Here is a 26,523-nt window from a genome sequence, read left to right as displayed (position 1 = left end):
TATGATAGGTATAGGATATTTGATTTTATTTGTGATTGTAGTACTAGAAGGTTTTGAAATATTTCTTGAGATAATAAATATTAAATATGCAATAAGGATAATTTATAATAGTAAGGGAGATATTCCTGATTTTTTGAATTTTGAAGAATTAAAGAGAAGTATTGATTATCAATGGGATAAAGTTAAAGTAGGTGTTGGAGAGTCTATAACTAATCTTTTCTTTTTTTTAATGATATTTATTACAGGTTTTATACAATGGTATGCGAATCAAATTATAAATTTGACTGAAAATGGATTTTTAAGAGCATTTTTATTTTTAGGAAGTTTGCAACTTATAACTGGATTAATAAACGTACCTTTTTCATTATATAGGCAATTTGTCGTGGAGGAAAAATATGGTTTTAATAGAATGTCGTATGTGCTTTTCTTTAAAGACTTGCTAATAGAAACAATATTAGGAGGAATTATTTTTTCAGTTTTACTTTTTATAATAATAAACACTATTGAAACTTTTCAGCAAAACTGGTGGTTGGTGGCATCCCTGTTTGTTTTTATTTTCATGCTATTTTTAAATTATATATATCCTGTATTAATTGCTCCTTTATTTAACAAATTTGAACCAATAGATGATGAAAAGCTAGTGAGTGAAATAAAAAGCTTATCTGAAAAAGTTGGATTTAATATACGTGAAGTTGTTAAAATGGATGCTTCTAAAAGGAGCACTCACAGCAATGCTTATTTTACGGGTTTTGGAAAAAGGAAAAGAGTAGTTATATTTGATACTTTGATTAATAAATTATCTGTAGATGAGTTGTTGGCAGTTATTGCTCATGAGCTGGGTCATTTTAAAATGAAGCATATTATAAAAAATTTATTAATTTTATTGGTTTTAATCTTATTATCGTTTTTAATTACTTATTTTGCGGTAGATAAGGATTATATATATTTGTGGTTTGGTTTTAAGAAGTCGATTTTTGTTGGATTATTTCTTGTGACGCTACTTTTTGCACCATTCAAATTTATTGTTTCGCCTATATTTATGAGTATTTCAAGAAAGCATGAATTTGAAGCTGATAATTTTGCTGCTAGACTATTGAAAAGTGGGGCTCCATTAAAAAATGCTTTGATAAAATTGTATAAAGAAAATCTTTCAAATCCGTTTTCACATCCGTTGTATGTTTTCTTTAATTATTCACATCCGCCTTTATTGGATAGAATAGAAAGGTTAGAATTATATGGGGATTAAAAAGCATTTTGGTAAGGTTGTAAAAATAGAAAATCAAAAGATGATTATAAAGTTTGAAAAACTGCTTGGTTGCCATGCTTGTGAATATAAAGAAGGGTGTGGGATTACAGAAGAATCTAATGTGTTTGATTTCGACTTAATTGATGGGATAAAGGTTGGAGATAAAGTAAAGGTTTATATAGAAGATAGAGTAGTGTTGAAGTCAGCTTTGTTGGTATACGTTTTTCCTATAATAGTTTTGATTTTTTTTGCAATAATAGGTCATTTTATTATGAGAATTTTTGATTTTTCTGAGATTTTTATCCCTTTTTTTTCACTTTTTGGAGTAATAGGCTATTTTATAGTATTGAATAAAATTTATGGAAAAAACAAAATAGATATAAAAGTTGAGAAGGTATAATGAAAGAAGTATTTATTTTATATTTTAAATCAATAACAACTCTTTTTTTAGTGATAGATCCTATTGGGCTTGTTCCAGTTTATATGGCTCTTACAAGTGGTATGACGATTTCTGACAGGAAAAGTCTTTTAAATAAATCAATATTAGTTGGATTTATATTGCTAGGTATTTTTACTATTGCAGGAAGCAGTATTTTATGGCTTTTTGGTATAGATGTTCATGATTTTCGAGTGGCTGGAGGTTTACTTTTTTTGTTGATTTCTATTCAGATTATTTTTGGTAATGATGATAAACAATATAATAATGCTGGAACTGGGGTTGTGCCATTTGCTACTCCGCTAATGGTTGGACCTGGAGTAGTTACTGCTACAATTGTTTTAACAGGGACTGTAGGCGTGGTTACTACGTTAATTTCAGGTATTGTTTCTTTTGTATTTACTTATTTTATATTGTATTTTGGAAGAGAAATTCTTGATCTTTTAGGGAAAAATGTAACAGATGTAATTACAAAAGTTATTGGTTTGATTCTTGCTGCAATTTCAGTTCATTATATAAGAGAAGGGATTATTGGAGTAATAAAGTCATATTAAAGTATTATCTTGCAAAAAAATAAAGTTTTTATTGATTTGTTTTTTTTTATTTATATACTTGTATATTCATATATTGGGGGTTTCGATGGATAAGAAATGGTTGGAAACTTACGCTGAAAAATTCAAAATACTTGGTCATCCAGTGAGGCTACAAATTGTAATTGGATTGTTGAACAATGAATGTAATGTTTCTAAGATTTGTGAAGGTCTGAATATTCCTCAAGCTACCACAAGTCAACATCTAATAGCTTTGAAGAATAAAGGTATACTTGATTGCAAAAGAGAAGGGACAACCGTTTGTTATTATGTTGTAGATGAAGATGTTAAGGCTATCGTTGAGAAATTGATTGAAACGACAGGAATTGATCCTACTTGTAAATAAAAAATTCTGGAGACACCCGATTTTTTTATTGTTAGTTTGATCTATGTATATATAATAAATAGTTGCATGTTATTGTTTGTGGAAAAACATTTTCTTCATTTTTGCGAAATATCCGGTTTTGCTCCGAGGCAAGTTCCTCTAAAACCGCCATTTATGGAGGTATTATGGGAACTTGAACCCAGAAAATATTTTTCCATAAGCAAGTTCAAGCAAGGTTTTACAAAAAATGGGGTGACTCCATTAAAAAAATTTGGTTGACAACGTTACCATGTTTTGCTATTGATATCAGTCCAAAAAGTAATGCGCCCATAGCTCAACAGGATAGAGCAACGGACTTCTAATCCGTAGGTTGGAGGTTCGAGTCCTCCTGGGCGCGCTTTTTATGGTGGGTGTAGCTCAGTTGGTAGAGCACTGGGTTGTGGCCCCAGCGGTCGCGGGTTCAAGTCCCGTCACTCACCCTTAATTCTTTTGCGAGTGTGGCGGAACTGGTAGACGCGCTAGACTTAGGATCTAGTGCCATCCGGCGTGGGGGTTCGAGTCCCTCCACTCGCATAAGTGGACGAATAAAGCGGGTGTAGCTCAGCTGGTAGAGCGTGACCTTGCCAAGGTTGAGGTCGCGGGTTCGAGTCCCGTCACCCGCTTTTTTTTATATAAAAATCCTGTTTAAAAGGGGAGATTATGAAAGTTGAAGTAAAAAACGCTGAAAAATCACAAAAAGAATTATCAATTGAAATTCCCGTGGAAAAATATAACGAGGCTTTTGAAGCTGAATATAGAAAAATTGCTCCTACGGTGAATATCCCTGGGTTTAGAAAAGGTAAGGCGCCAAAAAGTGTAGTGTTGAAACAGTTTAAACATCGTATTAGTGTAAATGCTCTTGAAAAAGTTATAAATGAATCGATAATCCAGGCTTTAAGTGAGCATAAAATAAACCCGCTTAATACACCTGATGTAAGAGATGTAAACTTTGAAGAAGGTGAGCCTATAACTTTTAAGGTTTATGTGGATGTTTTTCCTGAGTATGATGTAATAAAATATGAAGGGTATGAATTTGTTAAGGAAAAAGATGAAGTTATAGAAGAAGACGTAGATAAGGTTTTAGAGAAGTTAAGAATGCAGAATATATCTTATGAGCCTGCGGATGATGCCGAAGTGCAAGATGGTGATATGGTTGTTATAGATTTTGAGGGTTTTATTGATGAAGAGCCTTTTGAGGGAGGAAACGCTAAAGATTATAGTTTTATTATAGGCTCAAAGACATTGTTGGAAGAATTTGAGAAGGGGATTATTGGTCATAAAAAAGGTGACGAATTTGAGATAGAGGTTACATTCCCTGAAAATTACTTTGAAAAAAGCCTAGCTGGGAAAAAAGCAGTGTTTAAAATTAATATTAAAGAAGTAAAAAAGAAAATTGAGCCTGAGCTTAACGATGATTTTGCTAAAGATGTTGATGAAGAATGTAATACTATTGAAGATTTAAGAGTAAAAGTGCGGAGGGATCTTGAAGAAGAAGTTGAACAAATTGCAAAGGAAAATCTTTATGATAAAGTAATTGAAAAGCTTATTGAAGAAAACCCTTTTGATGTCCCTGATACATTAATTAAAGAGCAAGCGGAGAGGCTTGCTACGCAAACAATGCAGCAATATCAGTATATGTATGGGGTAAATCCTGATCAGTTGGGCTTGAATAAAGAAAAGCTTGTTGAGGAATACTGGAATCTTGCTGAAAAGCAGATCAAAAGTGCGCTTATTTTAAATAAAATTGCTGAGAAAGAAAAAATAGAAGTAACAGATGAAGAAGTAGATAAGAAAATTGAAGAATTAGCTAGTAAACTGAAAAAGAATGTTGATGAGTACAAAAAAGAGCTTGAAAGGTTTGGGGGTATAAACAATTTAAAAAACAATATTTTAACGGATAAAATATTCGATTTTATTTTTAGTAAAAATAAAATCGAAGAAAAGATCGTTACTAAGGAAGAAAGAGATAAAATAAATAAAGAAAAAAATGAAAATACTTTAGCAGAAAGTAAGGGTGAGTAATTATGAGTTTTTTTATCCCTTATGTTATTGAGCAAACAGGTAGAGGCGAAAGAGCCTATGATATTTACTCACGATTATTAAAAGATAGAATTATATTTTTAGGAACTTCTATTGATGATAATGTTGCTAATGTTATTATAGCTCAAATGCTGTTTTTAGAGGCTGATGACCCTGATAAAGATATTTATCTTTATATAAATAGTCCTGGTGGAGTTATTACTAGTGGTTTGGCAATTTATGATACGATGAATTATATTAAGCCTGATGTCACTACAATTTGCATTGGACAAGCGGCGAGTATGGCTGCTGTACTTCTATCAAGTGGAGCAAAAGGTAAAAGATTTGCGCTACCACATGCTAGAATAATGATACATCAGCCACTTGGCGGGTTTCAAGGGCAAGCAAAAGATATTGAAATTCATGCTCAGGAGATTTTGAGGATGAAGAAAATTATAAACAAGATTTTGGCTGAGAATACAGGTAGAAGTGAAAAACAGATAGACAAAGATTCTGACAGAGATTTTTTTATGAGTGCAATTGAAGCTAAAGAATATGGTCTCATTGACGAATGTATAGAAAAAAGGGGTTGATATTATAACTTTTTTCTCTATTTTCTATTTAGAGTGTTTCGAATCAGTTCAGACTTATGGGGTGTAATCAATGAAAAACAAGGAAAATTTGTATTGTTCATTCTGTGGTAAACATCAGGATGAAGTTAAAAAGTTAATTGCTGGTCCAAATGTATATATATGTGATGAGTGTGTAGAGTTATGTTCTGAGATTTTACAGGAAGATATATCAAAAGAAGATAAAGATAAAGAAATAAAACTTTTAAGACCAGAAGAGATTAAGGCTAAACTTGATAAATATGTGATTGGACAAGAAGATGCTAAAAAGATTTTAAGTGTTGCTGTGTATAATCATTACAAAAGAGTGCTTTTTGGTGTAAAATCAGATGTTGAGATTGAGAAATCAAATATTTTATTAATGGGACCTACAGGAACAGGTAAAACTCTACTTGCCAGGACGCTTGCTAAGATCTTAAATGTCCCTTTTGCTATTGCTGACGCAACTACACTTACTGAAGCAGGGTATGTGGGTGAAGATGTCGAAAATGTGGTTTTAAAATTAATTCAGGCTGCAGACTATGATGTGGAAAGAGCATCAAAGGGGATAATCTTTATTGATGAGATTGATAAAATATCCAGGAAAACCGATAGTCCTTCAATTACCAGAGATGTGAGCGGCGAAGGGGTTCAACAAGCGTTGTTGAAAATTATAGAGGGAACAGTAGCAAATATTCCACCTCAGGGAGGAAGAAAGCATCCTCATCAAGAGTATATTCAGATAGATACCACTAATATACTTTTTATATGTGGAGGAGCATTTGCTGGACTTGAAGATGTGATTAAGAGAAGAATTGGTAAAAAAACACTTGGTTTTGGTACAGATATTAAAAGTACAAACGATATGACAAGAGATGAAATTTTAAAAGAGGTACAGCCTGAAGATTTGATTAAATATGGTTTGATACCAGAATTTGTGGGTAGATTGCCAGTAATTGCTACGTTACAAGATCTTGATGAAGATGCTTTGATTAAGATACTTGTGGAGCCTAAAAATTCGCTTGTAAAGCAGTTTCAGGAAATATTTAAGTTTGACAATGTAAAACTAACATTTACTCAAGGAGCATTAAGAGCTATTGCTAAAAAAGCTATTTCAAGAAAGACAGGTGCTCGCGGTTTGAGGTCTATTATAGAAGAAGCTATGCTTGATTTGATGTATAGAATTCCGTCTATTAAAGGGTTGCAAGAATGTATTATAACAGAAGATGTTATTAATAAGCAGGCAGAACCGGTTTTAATGTTTGAAAATAAACAGGAAACAGCTTAAAACTGGTTTGTGCCAGTTTTAAGCTGTTTTAATTTTGTTAATCAAATAAAAATCAAACAAAATCAGTTATTGTATCAATTCGAAAAAATCTAAAGAGGTAAAATATGGCACAGATTGAACAGTATCCGTTGATTCCTTTGAGAGATTTGGTTGTTTTTCCATATATGATTGTTCCTGTGTTTGTGGGGAGACCAAAATCAGTGTCTGCTGTAAAAGTAGCAGATGAAACAGATAAAAGAATATTTTTGACATTACAAAAAGACTCTCAGATAGACAAACCTAAAAAAGAGGATATTTATGAAGTAGGAGTAGTTGCGGAAATATTGCAGATTCTAAAACTTCCTGATAATACAATAAAAATATTGGTCGAAGGGGTTAAAAGAGCAAAAATTATAAATTTTGTGGATGACGATGAAACAACTTTTGTGGAAGTTGAAGAGTTGCCAGATGAAGTTTTGAATGAATCAGTTATAAGTCCATTAAAAGAAACGCTTCTAAAATCGTTTGAAGAATATATGAAAATTTCAAAAAAAATACCTGCTGATATTTATGATACTTTAAAAGATATTAGTGACTTAAATAAACTTGTATATCTTATTGCTTCAAACTTGCAGTTTAGACTTGATGAACTACAAACTATTTTGAGTAGAGATGTAGTGGAAGAGAGAGCTGAAAAATTAATTGAATTATTACAGACGGAATTGGAAATTGCAAAAATTGATGAGAGAATAAAGCATAGAGTAAAAGCTCAAATGTCAAAAGCTCAAAGAGAATATTATCTCAATGAACAGATAAAAGCTATACAAAAGGAACTTGGTAAAGATGACGATTTAAAGGCAGATTTAGAAGAGATTGAATCTAAAATTAAAAGTTTAAACATGCCTGAAGAAGTTCGTGAAAAGGCTGAACGTGAGTTAAAAAAATTAAAAATTATGTCCCCAATGAGTGCAGAATCAACAGTTGTCAGGAATTATCTTGATTGGCTTACAAGTTTGCCATGGGGTATTTACACTGAAGATAAAATAGATATTAAAAAAGCTGAAGAGATTTTAGATAGAGACCATTATGGATTGGAAAAGGTTAAAGAAAGGATACTGGAGTTTCTTGCTGTTAGAAAAGTATCACCAGATATTAAAGGGCCTATTCTGTGCTTTGTTGGACCTCCGGGAGTAGGGAAGACATCTCTTGCTAAATCTATAGCAGAATCTTTGGGTCGTAAATTTATTCGCATAAGCTTAGGTGGTGTAAGAGATGAAGCAGAGATAAGGGGGCATAGAAGGACGTATATAGGTGCTCTTCCTGGTAAGCTAATACAGTCAATGAGGAAAGCAAAGAGTATGAATCCTGTTTTTTTATTAGATGAAATAGATAAACTTGGTTCAGATTTTAGAGGAGATCCAGCTTCCGCTTTACTAGAAGCTCTTGATCCTGAACAGAATAATGCATTTATGGATCATTATCTTGAAGTTGAATTTGATTTATCAAAGGTATTTTTTATTACTACAGCAAATACCACAGAAACGATACCATCTGCGCTTCTTGATAGAATGGAAATTATAGAAATTTCAGGATACACAGAGAGTGAAAAATTTAATATAGCAAAAAAGTTCTTGATTCCTAAACAACTTAAAGAGCATTCTATTGAAGGGGATAAAATAAAAATAACTGATTCTGCTATTTACAATGTAATATGGTATTATACCAGAGAAGCTGGTGTTAGAAACTTGGAGAGAGAGATTGCTGCTCTTGTTAGAAAAGGTGTTAAGAAGCTAGTTAGTAATGAAAAATTAAAGCAAGTTGTTATAAGTGCAAAGAATATTGAGAAATATTTGGGAGTGAAGAAATTTAGAGTTGAAGAAGTGGAAGAAGATTTTGAAGTGGGAGTGGCTACAGGACTTGCGTGGACACCTTACGGTGGAGAAATTTTGCAGACAGAAGTAGCCATTTTTGATGGGAATGGTAAAATGACTATTACGGGTCAAATTGGAGAAGTTATGCAAGAATCAGCTCAGGCTGCTCTTACTGTTGTAAAAAGTAGGGCCGGTGTTTATAAAATTCCTGATTTTAAGTTTAAAGAATTTGATTTACATATACATGTGCCAGAGGGCGCAGTTCCAAAAGATGGCCCTTCAGCAGGTATTACAATTGCTACTGCTATTATGTCTGCATTAACAGACAGACCTGTAAATTGTAGAATTGCTATGACAGGAGAAATTACATTAAGAGGTAAAGTGCTACCCGTGGGTGGGATTAAAGAAAAAGTATTAGCGGCACACAGAGCTAAATTAAAAGATGTAATTTTACCAGAAGAAAACAAGAAAGACTTGACAGATATACCATCCGATGTTAAAAAAAGTGTCCACTTCCACTTTGTTAAAAGTATTGATGAAGTGTTTGAATTAGTTTTGAAAAAATAAAAAGAAAAGGGGTGATTTAGTTGGCTGTTAACGCAATTGTTAAAGTTGATGGTGATAATATCGATTCAGCATTGAAGCTTCTTAAAAAGAAGGTTGAGAGAGAAGGGCTTATTCGTGAGATTAAGCGTCATACTTATTATGAAAAACCAACTGAAGTAAGAAGAAAGAAGCTTCTTAAAGCAAGAAGAAAGCAACAAAAGTTAATCAGAAAGCTCAAAGAAAAATATAAGTATTATTAGAAAAAGCCCTTTTTAAGGGCTTTTTTTTGTGTCTTGGTTTCGATAAAGATGATAAGCAGTATCAACACCAACGAGTTTTTTTGCATTTTCTATTGAAATATTTTTTATTTTCCTTTTCAGTATAAGTTCCTTATATAGATATTTTTTTCTTAATATTTCTGCTTTAGTTTTTTTATACATTAGTAACAGTCCCTTGGAATAGCTGTACAATTTTCTAGTATCATTTGCAGTTTTGTTTCTGCAACGCATATATACGTGTCGGCTGCACCATAATAAATCAATACCTTATTGTTTTTTACTATCCAACCACATGGAAAAACAACGTTTGGTACATCTCCAATTCTTTCATATAGTTCTCTCGGAGCAAAAATAAAATGGGGAGTATACCTAATAACCTTCCAAGGTTTTTCTAAATCTAAAAGGATTGCTCCAACCCTATAAAGATTTCCTCCTGCGGTTTTTCTTACACCATGGTAAAGTAAGAGCCATCCTTCATCGGTTTTAATTGGAGGAGTTGAAGCACCTAGTTTATAGTTTCCCCAACCTGGTTCAGGTGAAAGTAAAACTTTGGCATTTCCCCAGTGGATTAAGTCGAAAGATTCTGTAATCCATAAAGATCCTCCAGTGCCAGCCATTCCACCAGGTCTATCTATAAGATAATATTTCCCATTTATTTTCTCAGGAAATAGTACTCCATCTTTGTTATCTGTTTCAGAACTAAATCCAATTCTTGTAAAAGTTGTAAAATCCTTGGTAAAACCTAGGCCGATGCGAGGGCCATAAGGACCAAAGGCAACATAAGTAATATAATAAGTATCTCCAATTTTTGTTATTCTAGGGTCTTCAACTCCATATTTTTCATATATAGCGTAAGGTTCTTCATTGCTTGGCATTATCCATGGTTTTTTTTCTATTTTAAAATTGTATCCATCATCGGAGTAGGCTAAAGTAAGATGGCTATGACCGCTCACATCTTCTACTCTGAGCAATAAAACAATTTTGCCGTTAAATTCACATGCTGCAGCATTAAACACAGTATTACATCTGTAAGGAATGTGATCCCTTGTGATTATGGGGTTATTTTCATATCTTTTGAAAATGTCAAATTTACCCATGATATACCTCCTAATCAAGTGTAATGATATGAGGATGGTGAGTAGGTATGCTGGTAAGCGATTCATAAAGTTCTAAATGGAGTTTTGCTATAATATCCCATGAGATATAATTTTTTACATACTGTTTTGCGTTTTTTGCCATATCTCTTCTTATTTGTTCATTACTTATTAATATAGAAGTTTTTTCAAGGTATTCTTCAATACTATTACAAGTAAAACCTGATTTTGACTTTTCTATTGTTTGAACCATTGAAGGTGTTTTACTTGTGATAACAGGCTTTCCAAAGGCTAAACAGTGTGCAAGTATTCCACTTTGAGAGTTTATTTTGTAAGGCAGTATTACTATATCAGATGCTGATAATACAGTATCAAAAGCTTTTTGAGAGAGCTGACCTCTAATGAGATAAATTCTATCCTTAAAAGGTGATTGTTCTATGAGATTAAAAAGTCTATCTCTATAGTTTTTATGTTCTATACCACGAATTTTCCCAGCAATTATCAAGATAATATTTTTGTTTTTGGAAGCTAGATTATTGAATATCTCAATTGTTGTTTCGAAATTTTTTGATGGTCGAAAATATCCTATTTGTAATAGTGCTATTTTATTTTCTGGAAGCTGCAATTCTTTTTTAGCATTAGCAACAGTATTAATATCTCTTGCTCCATGAGGTATGACAACAACCTTTTTGGTTAGATCTATATTAAAAAGCTGTTCTAAGGTTTTTTGTTGATATTTTTCATGGACAATAACTTTGTCAGAACTATATAATATAGCTTCTGTAATTATTTTGTGTTCTTTTGGCATATCTGAATAAACTGTATGCATTGTTGTAATAATTGGGATTTCTGATAATCTAAAATTTAAAATTAGCGGAATTACATTTATACCAAATTGACCACTATATAAAGCAAATTCGTGTTGAATATGTACGATGTCAGGAGTGAATCTTACCATCATGGAGTAGGTTTTGGTTGCAAAATCTGGATCATTGTAGTCAAAGGTTGGAAACACATTTTTACCGCTTGCTCCATAATGGGATATGATATAAATATCGGTATGTAACTTTTTTAAAGAGTCGGTTAGGTACTTTGTGTAGGTAGCTATTCCACATTCTATAGGAGGGTAGGAAGATATAAATCCTATTCTCATTTATCATCCTCCCAACATGGTGCTTTAAGTAAAATATTAAAAAATCAGTAAAATTCAACAAAATTTTTAGTTGCCACTTTTTTAGTGATAACTACCATATTTTATAATTCACAAATTTCAATTTTAGTATATAATTATTTGAAAAGGAGTAGGGATATGTTTGATATACCAACAGTGGATGATATTTTAAAAGGGCTTACCACCGATGTATATTTTTTGAGAACAGAAGAGATTTTAAAAAAATGTAACATTAATAAGAAAATTACAATGGAAGTGGCACAAAAAGGGATGCCAAAAGGGTATCCTTTTGGCTTGTTTACAGGACTTTATAATGTGTTAAAATTGTTAGAAGATAAACCAGTGGACGTATATGCTATTCCTGAAGGGAATGTTTTTTTTGAAAATATTCCTGTTATGACAATTGTGGGGAATTATCTTAATTTTGGAATTTATGAGACTGCTATATTAGGATTTATCTGTCATTCATCAGGTATTACAACAAAAGCAGCAATGTGTAAGATTGCTGCAGAGGATAAGATTGTTTTGAGTTTTGGTGCTAGAAGGGTTCATCCAGCTATTTCTGGTATGGTAGATAAATATGCATATATTGGTGGCTGTGATGGGTTTTCAGTTGTATTTGCAGAAAAACTTATAGGTAAAGAGGCGTCAGGGACAGTTCCTCATGCTTTGATTATACAGGTGGGAGATGGTTTAGAAACCATGAAGCTTTTTGATGCTTATATTGATCAGAATGTTAAAAGAATAGCTCTTGTAGATACATTTGGCGATGAGAGATTTGAGGCAATAAGGGTGGCTGAATATTTGAGAGACAGGCTATATGGGATACGTTTGGATACACCAAGTTCAAGAAGAGGTAATTTAAAGAAAATTGCAGAAGAAATAAGGTGGGAGTTGGATATTAGAGGATTTAATCATGTGAAAATATTTGCAAGTGGTGGATTGGATGAAGAAAGTATTAAAGATTTGAAATCTGTGATAGATGGTTTTGGAGTTGGAACGAGCATTTCGAATGCTAAAGTTATGGATTATTCTATGGATATTGTTGAAATCGATGGTAAACCATTAAGTAAGAAAGGTAAAATGTCCGGTTTTAAGTACGTATATCAATGTGACAAGTGTTTATGTCAAACCTACTCAATAGAAAAAGAGGCTGTACTGTTTTGTAATTGCGGAGAAAAAATGAAAATGATAACAAGAAAAGTGATGGAAAATGGTAAAATTTTAATTAATGAAGATATTGATAAAATTAGAGAAAGAGTAATATCACAATTTGAGGGGCTGAAAAGGTTTTTAACGTGACAGTCGATTTTATAAAGTTACGTCAAAAAATGGTTGAAATGCAGTTGGCTGGCAGAGATATAAGGGATGAGAATGTTATTGAAGCTTTTTTGCAGGTACCAAGAGAACTCTTTGTTATTGAAAAATATAGATATAATGCTTATGATGATTCGCCTTTACCTATAGGTTATGGACAAACTATTTCTCAACCATATATTGTAGCTAAAATGACTGAGCTACTTAATCTTTGCAAAAATGATATTTTATTAGAAATTGGAAGTGGTTCAGGTTATCAGGCTGCAATTGCTTCAAAATTATGTAAATTCATTTACTCTATTGAATTAATACCAGAACTTGCTAAGTTTGCAAAAGATAACTTAAAAAAAGCAGGGATAGATAATGTGAAAGTAGTTTGTGGAGATGGTGGCTTTGGATTGAAAGAGTTTGCTCCTTTTGATAAAATTATAATTACAGCTGCTGTGGAAAAAGTGCCTTTAGAGTTGTTTAATCAATTAAATGATGATGGATGTATTGTAGTGCCTGAAGGACCAATGCATACACAACAACTTGTAAAATATAAAAAATTAAAAAATAAAATTGACAAAGAAATATATTTTAATTGTATTTTTGTACCTTTGAGAGGGGATAAAGGATTTAAAGAATGAAGGGAGGAAACAGTGAAATTACTTAGATTTAAGACTGGAGATGTAGAGAAAAAAGGTGTTTATATTGATGGGAAAGTCAGACGCGTTTTAGGTTCTTTTTTTGATAGTTTTGCAGTTATTGATGAAGTTTATGAGTATGATGAGATACACTTTTTACCCCCAGTAATTCCATCAAAAATTGTATGTATTGGTAGGAATTATGTTGATCATGCAAAAGAATTGGGAAATGATGTGCCAGAAGAACCTCTTATATTCCTAAAGCCAAATTCTGCTCTCAATTATCATGAAGGAATTATAATATATCCTGATCAATCAAAACGAGTAGATTATGAGGCTGAATTAGCCGTTGTTATTAAAAAAAGATGTAAAGATGTGAGTGAAGAGGAAGCTCTTGATTATATTTTGGGTTATACTTGCTTTAATGATGTAACAGCAAGAGATATTCAGAAAAAAGAAAATAAGTTCACAAGAGGAAAATCGTTTGATACCTTTGCCCCTTTAGGTCCTTTTATAGAGACAGAATTTGGAAATTTCGATAGTTTATTTGTTAAAAGCTATGTAAACGGTGAGTTAAGGCAAAATGGAAATACAAAAGATATGATTTTTAAAGTTCCATACTTAATTTCTTTTATATCTAAAGTTATGACACTATATCCTGGGGATGTAATAGCTACTGGGACACCTGAAGGTGTGGGTGAGCTTAAGCCAGGAGATGTGGTTGAGGTTGAAGTAGAAGGTATTGGTAAACTAAGAAATTATGTCAGTAAAGAATAATATTGACTGTTTGCAGTGTGGGATTTGTTGTTACTTTTTTGATATTTCCACATTGAAAAAGCCGTCGCTTTCATCTTGTAAGCACCTTTCAAAAGATGGTAAGTGTAAAAATTATAAAAATCGACCTGCTGTTTGTAGAGATTTCCAGCCAGATGAAATATGTGTACTCATTTCTAGTTTGTCTTTTGAAGATAAAATAAAAGTGATGAAAAAAATTTATGGTGTGGAATGAGTTTGTACTTAGGTCTTACTGGTAATATAGCTTCAGGCAAATCAACAGTGGCAAAAATGTTTGAGTCTTTAGGGTGTTATACTATTGATGCAGATGTAATAAGTAGGATTGTAATGAAAAAAGGAGAAAGTACGTATTTTAATATTTTAAATGTTTTTAGTGAAAAAATACTTGATGAAAATGGTGAGATTGATAGAAGAAAGTTAAAAGAAATTGTTTTTAATGATGATTCAAAAAGGATTAAATTGGAGCAAATTGTACATCCTGCAATTAGGGACTACGAAAAAAAACTGATATCAGAAATAAAAGGGAGAGATTCGCAGGCTATAATTTTAACTCAAGCCGCATTGATTATTGAAAAAAATAGTTTTAATAGATTTGATGGGATTATTTTAGTTTATGTTGATAAAAGAAGTCAGTTAGAAAGGCTATTAAAAAGGGATGGTATAGATGTGAGACTAGCCGAAAAGATTATTGCATCTCAGATGCCATACGAAGAAAAAGTTGTTTATGCTAATTTTATTATTGATAATTCAAAGGATTTAAAACATCTTAAATCAGAAGTGAATAGGGTATACAATGTCTTAAAAATGCATCTGTATACAAAGAAACAGCTGAAGAAACTTGAAAGAAATATTGTTTATAAATTTGTTACTAAGTAAAAGGGTAAGAGTATTTTGATTTACAATTTTGTTTTATGCAAAACACATTTATAGTAAACAGATTATTTTACTACTTGTTGTTTGATTTTCGTATGAAGATGTGTTTTGAGTTTTGAGAAATAATTACTTGCGTATCATGAAGTATTACTTCTAAGCATTTTTATTATATAATAATTAAAATTTTACTTTTTAATAAAATAAATTTACACTTTTAAACTGTATAGCCCTTCTTTTTTTAAAACATATTGTGAATAAGTAACTTCTTTAACAAATTCTAGATTATGAGAAACGATAAGTAATGTTTTATCTAATGATTTTAATATATTACAAATTTTATTTATGGCATTCTCATCAAGTGCTGTTGTTGGTTCATCTAAAAGTAAAATTTCTGGTTCACACACAAGTATACCAGCAAGAGCAACTAATTTTTTTTCCCCACCTGATAGTTTAAAAGTGGATTTGTCAGCGAGATGACTTATTTCTAGTTTGTACATAATGTATTCGACTTTTTTTTCTACTTCCTCTTTATGAAAACCTAGGTTAAAAAGACCAAAGGCAATATCATCTTTCACTATAGGGAAAATAAATTGGTCATCAGAGTTTTGAAAAAGAAATCCTATCTTTTTGCGTACATCGTCAAAATCCTCATCATTTTTAATTTTGTTATCAAAAATATAGATTTCACCTGTTTTTGGTTTTTTAAGTCCACTAATTATTTTTAAAAGGGTTGTTTTACCTGCTCCGTTTGGTCCAACAATAGCTATTTTATCTCTATGTTTAATATGGAGGTTTACATCTTTAAAAATAAGTGTTTTATCTTCTGTCGTGTAAGATATGTTTTTTAACTGAAGAGAGCAACTCATATTTTATAACCAAATATATTATAAATGAATATTGTAAATGTTGCAATGAGTAAAAGATAATCACTTAAGTTGGTGGAAGATTTTGAAAGAGAGTAAAACTTACCGTTAAAATTTTTTATAATAAGTGCATCTTGCAATGTTTGAGCTTTAAGAAATGCTCTGTGAATCAATGCTCCTATAATTGATGCCATTGTTTTATATGTTAATAAGTTTGTTTTTGCTTTAAAATTTCTTATTTTTAACGTTTCTAATAACTTGTCTTTTTCTGAAGAAAATATGTCAATGTATTTGAAAGAAAATATCAATAATGCTTTAAGTTTCCATGGGATTTTTAAATGAACCATAGAGCAAAAAATCTCATGTTTTTGGTGAGAGAGGATTATAAATAGATTGAAGATGGTTATTAAATTCACTCTTATGAATATTAATTTAATAAAACTAGTGTCACGATGGAAAATGTATACAGTTATCATAAGAAAAAAAATGAATATGTTTAGCTTCATAAGATAAATTAAAAATTTAAAAAGTTTTATTTTCCTGATATTCAAAAAAGCTAATATAAAAATTGGTAAAATATCAATGATAAAAAAGTTAATTTTAAAAGCAATGGTAAATGTGTAAAAAATTATAGATAAAAAAAGAAAATTAAAATTCATTTTATTTCTTTTTAAATAATCTAAGAATTCCGAAAACCCCTAAAAGGGTAGCTATTCCAATATAAATTTTTATGTATTTAAGCTTTTTATCTAATTCTTCATCAATTAGTTTTTGCAACATTTCTTTATTATATGATTCTGTAGTTTTTATCGAAGTTGATTCTTTACTATCAGCGGGTGTATCCCCTTCCAATACAAATTCTCCCTTGTGACCAAGAGTTTCTTCAACTACTATTTTGATAGGTTCTTTCCATTTCATATCAGTAGAAAATTCACCATTGTTGTCTGTTTTGGCGTTTAAGATTTTATTGTTATCTTTATACAATGCTATTGTACAGTTTTTGCAAGGAGTACCGTCTACAAAATATGTGCTGATAAAAATTTTACCATTTTCAGTATAAGCAAAAATGTTTAATTTGTGTGCGAAAGAATTTGATATAAGAATTGATAAAAAGGATAAAATTATAAAAAATCTTTTCATTTAATGTGCCCCCATAACTTTTTTAAATATTCAACGATAAACATTGTAACAATACCTTCTATAATCATTAGTGGGAAATGAGCAATGAATGAGGCGTAAGCAACTTCTAAAAATTTTTTACCACTCAATGCGAGTGATAATGATAGAAAAGTAGCAGAAACAAATACAGCCAAAAAACCTGATAGAAAAGCACTCAATTTTGTCCCTCTATAAATGTAATATGCTGCTACTGCTCCAGCAAACATGTTTAAGGTATTTAATCCAAGAGTTGTTAAACCACCATAACCAAAAAGTAGAAATTGTAGTAGCAAAGCCACAAAAATTGCAGATATTGAATGAATTCCTAAAATAATACCTAAAATACCATTAAGAACTAAATGAATAGATGTAGGGCCTAATGGAACATGGATGAATGATGCTACAAAGAAAAGCGTAGACATAAGTGCAGTTTTAGGTAGTTCTTTATAAGTGATTTTATATACTGAGTAAATAAGAGGAGCCGCAGCTATTAGATCGGCTCCTATAACTACTTTTGCATTTAAAATACCATCAGCAATATGCATGGGAACGACTCTTATTTTGTATCGTAAACTTTAAGCCAGAAAACTGCACCAAGTTCAACAGGGTATTTTTTTCCATCTTTTTCAATCATTTTATCTCCTTCCATCAATGCAGCAAAACCCCACCAGCCTGCGAATGGAAAGCTGTATGTAAATATACCGTTTGCATCAGTTTTGATTACTTGAGTTATAAATGTGTCATTTGGTGCTTTTATCCCTTTATCATTAAAGATTTCTACTTCAACTTCAGCAAAAGGAACAGGTTTACCATCTTTTAATACCATTCCTCTAAAAGTATTCCCTTTCCACAAACCATATGGTCTAGTAAGAGGTACTATTTCTGCTTTTAAACCTATTTTTTTATCCCAACCATTTTCTAAATAGAAAGAATTGACTACAACTTTTGTTATGTGTTGTATAAAAATTTCTTCTGCAGGCTCAAAATAAGGTTTTGGTATAACATAAAAGATGTAATCGCCAGGTCTTTTGACTTTATAAGCTGATTTCCATGCCAACTTGTCGTTTATTTTATAAGATGTCAGTGATTTTGTAAAAATATGTTTTTTACCATTGAAATACACTCCTGCTTCAATGGGAGCCACCATATTCAAATAACTTTGTTCAAATGGATGCATGAAAATATAATTTAGTTTCAGATTTAAGTATTTGCTTGATGTGATTACATCAGTATTTGGTATAATCATTTGAAAGTGAGCAAAAGCATTTCCCACTGAAAAAAATACAATTGCTAAAGTAATAATAAAAAATTTTTTCATCTTAAACCTCCATTATAGTGTTACGAATTTTGATAGCAGTAACACTGTGATGTGTCAATAATTTATTGAGAAAATTTCTGGAATGATTTTCTAAAGTACAAATTATATAGGTAGTTCCTATAGATTATAATGTTTTTGTTTTTTTTGATAAATAAAAACAAGCTAGATAATTTATAATTAAAAAAACCGCAAGACTAGCTTGCGGTTTATGCTTTATTTATTATTTAATCTACTTAAAACTTTTAATGAAACTTCTAAAGGGCAATAATCTAGGCCCCTTTCACTTGTTTCATCACCTCTTCTACGAAATTTTCCTGCTTTTTTTCGATACCCTCACCGAGTTGATATCTTACAAATCTTCTAACTTTTATGTTTTCACCAATTTTTGCGATTTTTTCAGCAATATGTTGAGATACTGTTACATCAGGGTTTTTTACAAAAGGCTGATCAAGAAGACATATGCTTTCTAAATATTTTTTAATTTGTCCTTCTACTATTTTTTCAATTATATGGTCAGGTTTACCTTGTTCTTTTGCTTTAGCAGTATAAATTTCTTTTTCTTTTTCGATTACTTCTTGTGGTACTTCATCTTTGGAAACATAGAGAGGATTTGAAGCACAAATATGCATAGCGATATCATGACACAATTCTTTAAATTCGTCAGTTCTAGCAACAAAATCAGTCTCACAATTTACTTCAACCAGTACTCCTATTTTGCCACCACCGTGAATATATGATACTACTAGCCCTTCTGCTGCAATTCTACTTGATTTTTTAGCAGCATCAGCAAGCCCTTTCTTTCTTAAGAATTCCACAGCTTTTTCAATATCTCCGTTTGTTTCTTGTAGAGCCTTTTTGCAGTCCATCATCCCTGCGCCAGTTTTTTCTCTAAGCTCTTTTACCATTGCTGCAGTAATTTGTGCCATTATTTTTCCTCCTTAACTTCTTCTTTTTCTTCTACGTTTGTTTCTTCGCTTTCTACTATTTCATCAACAGGGATATCTTCATCGTCATCTTTTTGTTCGTTAGCAGATCTAATTTCTTCTAATAGTTCTTCTTCTCTTAGTTGTTTTCCTTCAAGAACTGCATCAGCAATTTTCCCAGAAATAAGCTGACATGCTCTAATAGCATCATCGTTACCAGGAATTGGAAAATCTACTAAATCTGGATCACAATTTGTATCAACAATTGCTACAATTGGTATTCCAAGTTTTTTAGCTTCTAATACAGCGTTCATTTCTCTTTTTATATCAATTATAAAAAGTATGTCAGGTATATCTTCCATATCTTTAATACCGTAAAGATTTTTTTTGAGTTTTTCGTATTCTTTTTTCAACCTAGCAGCTTCTTTTTTTGAATAATTTTTTATATATCCTGAATTGAACATTTCTTCTAATTCTTTGAGTCTTTGTATTCTAGTTTTAATAGTTTGAAAATTAGTTAATGTACCACCAAGCCATCTGTTATTAACATAAAAACTTTGGCACTTTTCAGCTGCTTCTTTAATTGCTTCTTGAGCCTGTTTTTTGGTCCCGACAAAAAGTATTGTAGAACCATTTTTGACCATATCTCTGATAAACTCATAAGCCTGATTGAAACATTGCACCGTCTTTTGAAGATCGATAATGTAAATACCGTTTTTCTTCCCAAAGACATACTTTTCCATCTTTGGGTTCCATCTTTTTGTTTGATGACCAAAATGCACTCCGGCTTCCAAAAGATTTTTGATTGATATGTAAGACATAGTTCCTCCTTATTTGTTATTCCTCCGCCCAAGACACAGGCATCAGTAAAAACTGACACATGCCTAATGTCTTAATTTACACGGGCGTGTGTTTTAGGGTGTTCCTAATAACACATAGTTATCGATAAATCAATAAAAAGTTTTGAAAGAATATTGTAGAAGTCATTATCTATAGTTAAGTTGATGTAATGTTTTGGAAAAACTAATAAAAGGCAATATTATTATTGACAAATATAAATATACATATATTTATAGGTATATATATTCTTGGGGGTGTTATAATGAGTAACTACGACATATATGCAGAAAAATTAAAAATTTTAGGTCATCCAATTAGGTTACAGCTTGTACATGGTTTGTCAAAAAAGGAATGTAATGTAACAAAGATTTCTGAAATGATGAGTATTCCTCAAGCAATTATAAGTAGACATTTGAGTCTTTTGAAAAATGCTGGAATTGTAGAAGGAGAAAGAGATAAAAATATTATTTGTTACAAAGTGATAGATGGAAAAATAAAAAAAATTGTTGATATACTTATGGAGGGAGAAGAATGAGAATATTAAGAGTTGTGGGACTTTTGTTCCTTTATAGTAGTGTAGCTTTTGCTAAGCCTCTTACCTTTACTGAAGCAAAAAAGATGGTTTTAAAGAACAATAGTGTAATTAAGGCTTATGAAGAGGAAGCCAAAGCAGCAAAATATCAGTTGTATCAGGCAAAAGGAGCTTACCTTCCGAAACTAACTATTTCTGAAACATATATGAGAACAGATGAGCCTGCAACGGCAGCGTTTTTTAAAATGGCTCAGGGTAAATTTGATATGCCGTATTTTTTGACACAAATGAGTAATCCTGAAAATGTATCGAATTTTGAGAGTAAAATTGAAATTATTCAGCCTGTTTTTATGAATGGTAAGATTCTTTTTGGAATAAAACAGGCTAAAGCAATGGAGCAAGCTGCAAATTTAAAATTATCAAGGATTAAAGAAACTTTAATATACAATACCTACAGGTCTTTTTTTGCAGTGGGATTATCAGAAAAAGCTTTAGATGTAACAAAGAAATCATATGAAAGAACTAAAAGATATTATGAAATGGCAAAAAATTTCTATGAGAATGGGATGATTGTTAAAAGTGACTTACTTGTTGCTGAAAATTATTTATTGATGAATGAAGTGGCTGTTAAAGATGCGGAAAAACAGGTGGAAGTTTCTAAGAGCTTTTTACAACGACTCTTAAACTCTGATGATAATATTGAAATTGTCTGGAGTGATGTGGATCTAAATGTAAATAAAAAGCTGAATGATTATTTAGCGTTAGCTATGAATAATAGGGAAGATTTAAAAGCGTATGAAAAATATTTAAAAGTTAATGATTATGAAATTAAAAAAGCAAAAAGCTTATTTTTGCCTGAAGTGGCACTTTTTGCTAATTATAAACAAAATGATAATAAGTTTTTAGGTGATGAAGGAAATGGTTTTACAATAGGTGCATATGTAAAATTAAATCTATTTAACGGCTTTTCTGATTATAACAAAGTAAGAGAGTCAAGAAGTAAATATTTTTCACTTATTAATAAGATAACTGATTTAAAGTATCAAATTAAAAGTGAAGTTAAAGAAGCATATTATTCAATTTTTGCTAGTGAGAAGAAGGTGGAGACTGCAAAGATTCAGGTAGAAAAAGCTTATGAGGCTTTAAAAATTACTGAAAACCGATTTAAAGAAGGCATTGTAAAGGTGACTGAGCTTCTTGATAGGGAAGTTGAAGTCAAAGAAGCTGAGTTAAAACTGTATATGGCAGAATATGAACTGATAGTTAATAAGGCAAGGTTAATGTTTGCTGTAGGATTGTTAAAATAAAACAAATTAGGAGGATAGATTTATGAAAAAATGGTTAGCTATTTTGTCATTATTCTTTTTTATAGCTTGTTCGTCAGGCGAAAAAAAGAAAATGACCGAACAACTTGAGTCTCCAAAGAAAGTAAAAGTAAAAACAGAAATTTTGAAAAAAGAAACAGTAAGTACAGGATTCAGTTACAGTGGTACAGTATTTAGTAATACTACCACGTATCTTATGCCTAAAGTGGTTGGGTATATTGAAAAAATTTATGTAAAAGAGGGTGAGAGATTTAAAAAAGGTGAGTTGCTTATAAAAATTAAAAGTAAGGAACTTGAAGATAAGAGAGAATTTGCAAAAGCAGCAGTTAAAGAGGCTGAAAATGGATTGAAGCAGGCAGAGCTTGGTATAGAAATGGCAAGACAACAATACCAGCAGGCTAAGGCAGCTTATGAACTTGCTGAAAAAACATATAAAAGATTTAAAAATCTCATTGCTAATGAAAGTGTTAGTAAACAGGAATTTGATGAAGTTGAAGCTAAGTATAAAATGGCAAAAGCGGCTTATGAAATTGCTGAAAGAAATGTGAAACTTGCAGAGGAAAAATTAAATCAGGTTAAAATTAAGAGAGAACAAGCATTAGCTGCGTTATCAGAAGTAAATACATATTTATCCTATACAAAAGTTCTTGCACCTTTTGATGGAATAGTTTTAGAAAAAAAGTCAGATGTGGGTAATTTAGCTGCTCCAGGTCAACCTATTTTGAAAATAGGAAGTCTTGATAATGTGGTTTATGCTTATGTTAACGAAAGTGTTACTGGTAAATTTAAGGTGGGTAAAAAAGTGGATGTGGAAATTCCATCTATTGGAGTACAGTATATTGCAAAAGTTTTAGAAATAAGTCCTGATGTAGATCCTGCCACGAGGAATTTTAAAATAAAATTGACAGGGAATAGTGATGCCACTCCAGGTATGTATGCCAAAATTAAAATAACAGGGACAAAGGAAAATATTTTACTTGTACCAAAACAGGCGGTAGTGATTAGAGGGCAGCTTGAGATAGTGTTTGTAGATAAAAATGGAAAAGCTGAATTGCGTATAGTCAAAACTGGTAGAAGATTTCAAGATAAAGTTGAAATTCTTAGTGGTTTGAGTGAAGGAGAGAAGATTGTGATTGAGAATGCTGATAAACTAAACGCTGGAGATATCCTGGAGGGGTAATATGGAAAAAAAGGATAAAGAAATAAAAAAGAACAGTGAAGTTGAAAACTGTGAAATAGAAGTAGAAGAGGAACTTGAAGAGTTAAAATATGGAATAGCAGAAAGGGTGGCAAAGGCGTTTTTACGCTCGAAAATCACTCCATTACTTGTGATTGCTTCTATTTTTATAGGAATTGTTTCTGTTATTTTTACTCCTAAAGAGGAAGAACCACAAATTGTTGTTCCAATGGTTGATATTTTTGTACCATACCCAGGAGCCAACGCAAAGGATGTGGAAAAGGTTGTGGTAGAACCTCTTGAGAAATTAATGTGGGAAATACCAGGTGTTGAATATGTTTATGGAACAGCAATGAATGATGTTGGCATGGTAGTTGTTAGGTTTAAAGTGGGTGAAGATGAAGAAAAAAGTATAACAAAATTAAAAACAAAAATAGATTATAATATGGATAGAATGCCACATGGGGTATTACCTCCTATTATTAAAAAACGTTCTATTGATGATGTGCCTCAAGTGGCACTAACTTTATGGTCTAAAAAATATGACTCATACACGTTAAGGAGAATTGCTGTAGAGGTTGAGCAGCAATTGAAAGAAATTCCTGATGTGTCTGAAACGTCTATCATAGGTGGATATAAAAGAGTTATAAAGGTTGAACCTGATATAGTTGCACTCAAATCATACAATATTGATCTTTTTAGATTGTATGGCGCAATTAATATGTCCAATCAGTCTTTAAATACAGGTGAAATAACTTACAATAACAAAACATTTTATATCAAAGCGGGTGGTTTTTTCAAAGATGTGCAAGATGTTAAGAATTTAGTTGTTGGTGTTTATCAAGGGAAACCGGTTTATCTTAAAGATGTAGCTAAGGTGATGGATGCTCCAGAAGTTCCAAAGAATTATGTATTGATAGGGTTTAATGAAAAAATATCTCCTAACCTTTATAATGCAGTAACTATTTCGATTTCAAAAAGAAAGGGGAGTGATTCGGTTGTAGTAGCTGAGCATATATTGAAAAAACTTAATAGTCTAAAAAAGACAATTATACCTGAAAGTGTAAATGTAACTATTACAAGAAATTATGGTGAGACAGCTTATGATAAGGTGAAAACTCTTATTGAGCACTTACTTGGAGCTATTTTAGCAGTTATAATTGTAATGACATTTACAATGGGATGGCGTGCAGGATTGGTAGTTTTTGTGGCATTACCAGTAACTTTTGCCTTAACATTATTCGTATATTATATGTTTGATTATACCTTAAATAGAGTAACTCTTTTTGCTCTTATATTTGTAGCCGGTTTGGTGGTGGATGATGCTATTATTGTTGTAGAGAACATGGAGCGGCATTTTAAGATTTCAAAGACCAATTTATTAAAACGAGCTATAATGGCTGTTGGTGAGGTGGGTAACCCTACAATCCTCGCGACAATCACAGTTATTGTGGCCATTTATCCAATGGCTTTTGTTAGAGGGCTGATGGGGCCTTATATGAAACCAATGCCAATTGGTGCATCACTTGCGATGATTTTTTCGCTACTTGTGGCCCTTATTATTACTCCGTGGTTATCATACAAACTTCTTGCAGGTCATACCAAAGTAGAAAAGGATGTGGATGAAGAAGACTACATTAAAACTACAAAACTTTATAAAATGTATAGTAGTATTCTTGTACCTTTAATGGACAAACTTTCTTTAAGAATTTTGTTGGGTGTTGTGATGATTGGGCTATTCATAGGTGCATTTATGTTTATTCCGACAAAGCTTGTAGTAATGAAAATGCTCCCATTTGATAATAAAAATGAATTACAAGTAATTATCGATATGCCTGAAGGAACATCACTTGAGGAAACGACAAGGGTAGCGTCGGAAATTGGTAGTTATTTGGCCACCGTAAAAGAAGTGAAAAATTATCAGATTTATGCTGGTATTGCTGCACCTTATAATTTTAATGGCCTTGTAAGGCATTATTTTTTAAGAAAGGGTAGCAATGTAGCTGATATTCAGGTAAATTTTGTGGATAAAACTGCAAGGAAATTAAAAAGCCATGCTTTAGCAAAGTTGATAAGAGAGCCGATTCAAAGGATTGCTAAAAAATACAATGCAAATGTGAAAATTGCTGAAGTTCCACCTGGTCCACCAGTGTTGTCTACTTTAGTAGCAGAAGTTTATGGACCAAATGAAAAGGCAAGACTTGAGGTAGCTAAAAAAGTAAAGGAGATTTTCGAGAATACTGAAGGGGTGGTAGATGTGGACTGGTATGTGGAAGATGATATGAAGGAGTATGTCTTTGAAGTGGATAAAGAAAAGGCTGCTTTAACAGGTATATCTACTGAAATGATTGCGAAGACAATGTATATGGCTTTAAATGGTATGAAAGTTGGAAGAGTACATACCGGATTTGATAGAGAGGGAGTGGATATTATATTGAAATTACCTGAGAACGAGAAAAATATCTTAGACAGTATTAAAAATATTAATTTGATATCAATGGCAGGTAAACCTGTGCCTTTGATTGAACTTGTTCATTTGAAAGAAAGAGTTAAAGATAAGGCCATATATCATAAGAATCTTCAGCCTGTGGTTTATGTCACAGGGGATGTGGCAGGAAAAGAAGAAAGTCCTGTTTATGCAATTTTAAAAATGAATAAGAATATTAAAAACATCACTTACAATGGCAAGCCTGTTGAATTACTTTGGACACATCAGCCTGAAACTACAGACCATGTAAGTATCAAGTGGGATGGAGAATGGCAAATTACTTATGAAGTGTTTAGAGATCTTGGACTTGCCTTTGCTGCTGTATTGATAATTATGTATTTTGTTCTTGTGGCTTGGTTTAAATCGTTTGCTACTCCAATTATTATGATGATACCTATTCCTTTGAGTTTACTTGGTATAATTCCAGGACATTATCTTTTTGGAAAATTTTTTACAGCCACAAGTATGATAGGGTTTATTGCTCTTGCAGGTATTATGGTGAGAAATGCAGTTTTGCTTATTGACTTTACCGAAGCTGCATTGGAAAAAGGGAAAAGTATAAAAGAGGCGGTGGTGCAGGCTGGAGCCATTAGGACGAGACCGGTGGTTCTTACTACGGTGGCAGTTATTACTGGGGCATTGTTTATGTTGCCTGATCCTATTTTTGCTGGACTTGGAGTTTCTCTGATTACAGGAGCTGTGGTATCTACTATATTAACACTTGTGATTATACCACTGACCTATTACATTTACTATAGAATGTTTGGAAAATTTATAAAGAAAGTGGAGGTATAAAAC

The 26,523-nt window shown here is 31.8% G+C and carries 27 protein-coding genes and 4 tRNA genes; 22 read left to right on the top strand and 9 right to left on the bottom strand.

What is annotated here, in order from left to right:
* Position 1 precedes the first annotated feature (1 nt).
* The 13 genes from OWK30_RS03680 to rpsU all read left to right on the top strand — a co-directional run bounded on the left by OWK30_RS03680 (position 2) and on the right by rpsU (position 9,207).
* Positions 2-1,246, top strand: coding sequence for a M48 family metallopeptidase (locus tag OWK30_RS03680; protein ID WP_423323684.1), 1,245 nt, complete (start codon positions 2-4; stop codon positions 1,244-1,246).
* Positions 1,236-1,646 (top strand): SoxR reducing system RseC family protein, encoded by a 411-nt coding sequence (locus OWK30_RS03675; RefSeq protein ID WP_423323682.1) that lies wholly within the window; start codon positions 1,236-1,238, stop codon positions 1,644-1,646. The genes OWK30_RS03680 and OWK30_RS03675 overlap by 11 nt, the downstream gene beginning before the upstream one ends.
* Positions 1,646-2,236 carry a MarC family protein gene (locus OWK30_RS03670; protein ID WP_423323681.1) on the top strand — a complete coding sequence of 197 codons (591 nt, stop codon included), beginning with the start codon at positions 1,646-1,648 and terminating at the stop codon, positions 2,234-2,236. The genes OWK30_RS03675 and OWK30_RS03670 overlap by 1 nt, the downstream gene beginning before the upstream one ends.
* 85 nt (positions 2,237-2,321) lie before the next feature.
* Positions 2,322-2,618: an ArsR/SmtB family transcription factor gene (locus OWK30_RS03665; protein WP_423323679.1), complete on the top strand. Its 297-nt coding sequence runs from the start codon at positions 2,322-2,324 to the stop codon at positions 2,616-2,618.
* A 302-nt stretch (positions 2,619-2,920) separates the two neighbouring features.
* Positions 2,921-2,994: transfer RNA gene (locus tag OWK30_RS03660), tRNA-Arg, on the top strand.
* A gap of 9 nt (positions 2,995-3,003) precedes the next feature.
* Positions 3,004-3,076, top strand: a tRNA-His gene (locus OWK30_RS03655).
* Positions 3,077-3,088: 12 nt separating this feature from the next.
* Positions 3,089-3,170 (top strand) — tRNA-Leu (locus OWK30_RS03650).
* A 16-nt stretch (positions 3,171-3,186) separates the two neighbouring features.
* Positions 3,187-3,259: transfer RNA gene (locus tag OWK30_RS03645), tRNA-Gly, on the top strand.
* Positions 3,260-3,296: 37 nt separating this feature from the next.
* Positions 3,297-4,658, top strand: coding sequence for a trigger factor (gene tig, locus OWK30_RS03640; RefSeq protein ID WP_423323677.1), 1,362 nt, complete (start codon positions 3,297-3,299; stop codon positions 4,656-4,658).
* Between the two features lie 2 nt (positions 4,659-4,660).
* Positions 4,661-5,248 carry an ATP-dependent Clp endopeptidase proteolytic subunit ClpP gene (gene clpP, locus OWK30_RS03635; RefSeq protein ID WP_423323675.1) on the top strand — a complete coding sequence of 196 codons (588 nt, stop codon included), beginning with the start codon at positions 4,661-4,663 and terminating at the stop codon, positions 5,246-5,248.
* Positions 5,249-5,318: 70 nt separating this feature from the next.
* Complete coding sequence (gene clpX, locus OWK30_RS03630; protein WP_423323674.1) at positions 5,319-6,551, top strand: ATP-dependent Clp protease ATP-binding subunit ClpX; 1,233 nt, start codon at positions 5,319-5,321, stop codon at positions 6,549-6,551.
* 104 nt (positions 6,552-6,655) lie between these two features.
* Complete coding sequence (gene lon / locus OWK30_RS03625) at positions 6,656-8,968, top strand: endopeptidase La (protein ID WP_423323672.1); 2,313 nt, start codon at positions 6,656-6,658, stop codon at positions 8,966-8,968.
* A gap of 20 nt (positions 8,969-8,988) precedes the next feature.
* Positions 8,989-9,207: a 30S ribosomal protein S21 gene (gene rpsU / locus OWK30_RS03620; protein ID WP_149266183.1), complete on the top strand. Its 219-nt coding sequence runs from the start codon at positions 8,989-8,991 to the stop codon at positions 9,205-9,207.
* Positions 9,208-9,386: 179 nt separating this feature from the next.
* Here rpsU and OWK30_RS03615 read toward each other — a convergent pair whose 3' ends face one another.
* Together OWK30_RS03615 and OWK30_RS03610 are read right to left on the bottom strand one after the other, a co-directional pair.
* A complete protein-coding gene (locus OWK30_RS03615; RefSeq protein WP_423323671.1) occupies positions 9,387-10,322 on the bottom strand; it encodes a glycoside hydrolase family 130 protein in 936 nt (311 codons plus the stop codon).
* 10 nt (positions 10,323-10,332) lie between these two features.
* On the bottom strand, positions 10,333-11,472 hold the full coding sequence (locus OWK30_RS03610; RefSeq protein WP_423323669.1) for a glycosyltransferase: 1,140 nt from the start codon (positions 11,470-11,472) through the stop codon (positions 10,333-10,335).
* A gap of 156 nt (positions 11,473-11,628) precedes the next feature.
* Here OWK30_RS03610 and OWK30_RS03605 point away from each other — a divergent pair, with 156 nt between their 5' ends.
* The 5 genes from OWK30_RS03605 to coaE are packed head-to-tail and all read left to right on the top strand — an operon-like array spanning position 11,629 to position 15,104.
* Positions 11,629-12,792, top strand: a complete 1,164-nt coding sequence (locus OWK30_RS03605; protein WP_423323668.1) for a nicotinate phosphoribosyltransferase — start codon at positions 11,629-11,631, stop codon at positions 12,790-12,792.
* Complete coding sequence (locus OWK30_RS03600) at positions 12,789-13,436, top strand: protein-L-isoaspartate(D-aspartate) O-methyltransferase (protein WP_423323667.1); 648 nt, start codon at positions 12,789-12,791, stop codon at positions 13,434-13,436. The genes OWK30_RS03605 and OWK30_RS03600 overlap by 4 nt, the downstream gene beginning before the upstream one ends.
* Positions 13,437-13,448: 12 nt before the next feature.
* Positions 13,449-14,210 carry a fumarylacetoacetate hydrolase family protein gene (locus tag OWK30_RS03595; RefSeq protein WP_423323666.1) on the top strand — a complete coding sequence of 254 codons (762 nt, stop codon included), beginning with the start codon at positions 13,449-13,451 and terminating at the stop codon, positions 14,208-14,210.
* On the top strand, positions 14,194-14,442 hold the full coding sequence (locus OWK30_RS03590; RefSeq protein ID WP_423323664.1) for a YkgJ family cysteine cluster protein: 249 nt from the start codon (positions 14,194-14,196) through the stop codon (positions 14,440-14,442). The genes OWK30_RS03595 and OWK30_RS03590 overlap by 17 nt, the downstream gene beginning before the upstream one ends.
* The gene (gene coaE, locus OWK30_RS03585; protein WP_423323663.1) at positions 14,439-15,104 is read left to right on the top strand and encodes a dephospho-CoA kinase; all 666 of its coding nucleotides are present in this window, start codon (positions 14,439-14,441) and stop codon (positions 15,102-15,104) included. The genes OWK30_RS03590 and coaE overlap by 4 nt, the downstream gene beginning before the upstream one ends.
* Before the next feature lie 203 nt (positions 15,105-15,307).
* Here the strand turns inward: coaE and OWK30_RS03580 are convergent, their stop codons facing one another.
* From OWK30_RS03580 to rpsB, 7 genes are all read right to left on the bottom strand, one after another.
* Positions 15,308-15,967, bottom strand: coding sequence for an energy-coupling factor ABC transporter ATP-binding protein (locus OWK30_RS03580; protein ID WP_423323661.1), 660 nt, complete (start codon positions 15,965-15,967; stop codon positions 15,308-15,310).
* Positions 15,964-16,623, bottom strand: a complete 660-nt coding sequence (locus OWK30_RS03575; RefSeq protein WP_423323660.1) for a CbiQ family ECF transporter T component — start codon at positions 16,621-16,623, stop codon at positions 15,964-15,966. Before OWK30_RS03575 ends, OWK30_RS03580 begins: the two co-directional genes overlap by 4 nt.
* A gap of 1 nt (position 16,624) precedes the next feature.
* Positions 16,625-17,104 carry a hypothetical protein gene (locus OWK30_RS03570; RefSeq protein ID WP_423323658.1) on the bottom strand — a complete coding sequence of 160 codons (480 nt, stop codon included), beginning with the start codon at positions 17,102-17,104 and terminating at the stop codon, positions 16,625-16,627.
* Complete coding sequence (cbiM, locus tag OWK30_RS03565) at positions 17,101-17,667, bottom strand: cobalt transporter CbiM (protein ID WP_423323657.1); 567 nt, start codon at positions 17,665-17,667, stop codon at positions 17,101-17,103. Before cbiM ends, OWK30_RS03570 begins: the two co-directional genes overlap by 4 nt.
* Before the next feature lie 11 nt (positions 17,668-17,678).
* The gene (locus OWK30_RS03560; RefSeq protein ID WP_423323655.1) at positions 17,679-18,440 is read right to left on the bottom strand and encodes a DUF4198 domain-containing protein; all 762 of its coding nucleotides are present in this window, start codon (positions 18,438-18,440) and stop codon (positions 17,679-17,681) included.
* 269 nt (positions 18,441-18,709) lie between these two features.
* Positions 18,710-19,366 carry a translation elongation factor Ts gene (gene tsf / locus OWK30_RS03555; RefSeq protein WP_423323654.1) on the bottom strand — a complete coding sequence of 219 codons (657 nt, stop codon included), beginning with the start codon at positions 19,364-19,366 and terminating at the stop codon, positions 18,710-18,712.
* Positions 19,366-20,184, bottom strand: a complete 819-nt coding sequence (rpsB, locus tag OWK30_RS03550; RefSeq protein WP_423323652.1) for a 30S ribosomal protein S2 — start codon at positions 20,182-20,184, stop codon at positions 19,366-19,368. The genes tsf and rpsB overlap by 1 nt, the downstream gene beginning before the upstream one ends.
* Positions 20,185-20,465: 281 nt before the next feature.
* Between rpsB and OWK30_RS03545 the strand changes: the two genes are divergently transcribed.
* The 4 genes from OWK30_RS03545 to OWK30_RS03530 are packed head-to-tail and all read left to right on the top strand — an operon-like array spanning position 20,466 to position 26,520.
* Positions 20,466-20,738, top strand: coding sequence for an ArsR/SmtB family transcription factor (locus OWK30_RS03545; RefSeq protein ID WP_423323650.1), 273 nt, complete (start codon positions 20,466-20,468; stop codon positions 20,736-20,738).
* Positions 20,735-22,042: a TolC family protein gene (locus tag OWK30_RS03540; RefSeq protein WP_423323648.1), complete on the top strand. Its 1,308-nt coding sequence runs from the start codon at positions 20,735-20,737 to the stop codon at positions 22,040-22,042. Before OWK30_RS03545 ends, OWK30_RS03540 begins: the two co-directional genes overlap by 4 nt.
* Positions 22,043-22,064: 22 nt before the next feature.
* Positions 22,065-23,240: an efflux RND transporter periplasmic adaptor subunit gene (locus OWK30_RS03535; protein ID WP_423323646.1), complete on the top strand. Its 1,176-nt coding sequence runs from the start codon at positions 22,065-22,067 to the stop codon at positions 23,238-23,240.
* 1 nt (position 23,241) lies between these two features.
* Entirely contained in the window at positions 23,242-26,520 is a 3,279-nt protein-coding gene (locus OWK30_RS03530) for an efflux RND transporter permease subunit (protein ID WP_423323644.1), read from the top strand.
* Positions 26,521-26,523: the final 3 nt, after the last annotated feature.

It is taken from the genome of Deferribacter abyssi (assembly GCF_049472655.1).
Lineage (GTDB): Bacteria > Chrysiogenota > Deferribacteres > Deferribacterales > Deferribacteraceae > Deferribacter > Deferribacter abyssi.
Note: the sequence above shows the minus strand (reverse complement) of the source record. Positions and strands in the feature narration are given on the sequence as shown.

What these genes read in the sequence shown, in the direction of transcription:
- OWK30_RS03680 (WP_423323684.1), top strand. Translation starts at nt 2, where the DNA reads ATGATAGGTATAGGATATTTGATTTTATTTGTGATTGTAGTACTAGAA.
- OWK30_RS03605 (WP_423323668.1), top strand. Translation starts at nt 11,629, where the DNA reads ATGTTTGATATACCAACAGTGGATGATATTTTAAAAGGGCTTACCACC.
- OWK30_RS03530 (WP_423323644.1), top strand. Translation starts at nt 23,242, where the DNA reads ATGGAAAAAAAGGATAAAGAAATAAAAAAGAACAGTGAAGTTGAAAAC.
- OWK30_RS03675 (WP_423323682.1), top strand. Translation starts at nt 1,236, where the DNA reads ATGGGGATTAAAAAGCATTTTGGTAAGGTTGTAAAAATAGAAAATCAA.
- OWK30_RS03580 (WP_423323661.1), bottom strand. Translation starts at nt 15,967, where the DNA reads ATGAGTTGCTCTCTTCAGTTAAAAAACATATCTTACACGACAGAAGAT.
- OWK30_RS03615 (WP_423323671.1), bottom strand. Translation starts at nt 10,322, where the DNA reads ATGGGTAAATTTGACATTTTCAAAAGATATGAAAATAACCCCATAATC.
- clpX (WP_423323674.1), top strand. Translation starts at nt 5,319, where the DNA reads ATGAAAAACAAGGAAAATTTGTATTGTTCATTCTGTGGTAAACATCAG.
- rpsB (WP_423323652.1), bottom strand. Translation starts at nt 20,184, where the DNA reads ATGTCTTACATATCAATCAAAAATCTTTTGGAAGCCGGAGTGCATTTT.
- OWK30_RS03590 (WP_423323664.1), top strand. Translation starts at nt 14,194, where the DNA reads ATGTCAGTAAAGAATAATATTGACTGTTTGCAGTGTGGGATTTGTTGT.
- clpP (WP_423323675.1), top strand. Translation starts at nt 4,661, where the DNA reads ATGAGTTTTTTTATCCCTTATGTTATTGAGCAAACAGGTAGAGGCGAA.
- OWK30_RS03575 (WP_423323660.1), bottom strand. Translation starts at nt 16,623, where the DNA reads ATGAATTTTAATTTTCTTTTTTTATCTATAATTTTTTACACATTTACC.
- OWK30_RS03610 (WP_423323669.1), bottom strand. Translation starts at nt 11,472, where the DNA reads ATGAGAATAGGATTTATATCTTCCTACCCTCCTATAGAATGTGGAATA.
- OWK30_RS03560 (WP_423323655.1), bottom strand. Translation starts at nt 18,440, where the DNA reads ATGAAAAAATTTTTTATTATTACTTTAGCAATTGTATTTTTTTCAGTG.
- lon (WP_423323672.1), top strand. Translation starts at nt 6,656, where the DNA reads ATGGCACAGATTGAACAGTATCCGTTGATTCCTTTGAGAGATTTGGTT.
- cbiM (WP_423323657.1), bottom strand. Translation starts at nt 17,667, where the DNA reads ATGCATATTGCTGATGGTATTTTAAATGCAAAAGTAGTTATAGGAGCC.
- OWK30_RS03570 (WP_423323658.1), bottom strand. Translation starts at nt 17,104, where the DNA reads ATGAAAAGATTTTTTATAATTTTATCCTTTTTATCAATTCTTATATCA.
- OWK30_RS03665 (WP_423323679.1), top strand. Translation starts at nt 2,322, where the DNA reads ATGGATAAGAAATGGTTGGAAACTTACGCTGAAAAATTCAAAATACTT.
- OWK30_RS03540 (WP_423323648.1), top strand. Translation starts at nt 20,735, where the DNA reads ATGAGAATATTAAGAGTTGTGGGACTTTTGTTCCTTTATAGTAGTGTA.
- tig (WP_423323677.1), top strand. Translation starts at nt 3,297, where the DNA reads ATGAAAGTTGAAGTAAAAAACGCTGAAAAATCACAAAAAGAATTATCA.
- tsf (WP_423323654.1), bottom strand. Translation starts at nt 19,366, where the DNA reads ATGGCACAAATTACTGCAGCAATGGTAAAAGAGCTTAGAGAAAAAACT.
- OWK30_RS03545 (WP_423323650.1), top strand. Translation starts at nt 20,466, where the DNA reads ATGAGTAACTACGACATATATGCAGAAAAATTAAAAATTTTAGGTCAT.
- coaE (WP_423323663.1), top strand. Translation starts at nt 14,439, where the DNA reads ATGAGTTTGTACTTAGGTCTTACTGGTAATATAGCTTCAGGCAAATCA.
- OWK30_RS03535 (WP_423323646.1), top strand. Translation starts at nt 22,065, where the DNA reads ATGAAAAAATGGTTAGCTATTTTGTCATTATTCTTTTTTATAGCTTGT.
- OWK30_RS03670 (WP_423323681.1), top strand. Translation starts at nt 1,646, where the DNA reads ATGAAAGAAGTATTTATTTTATATTTTAAATCAATAACAACTCTTTTT.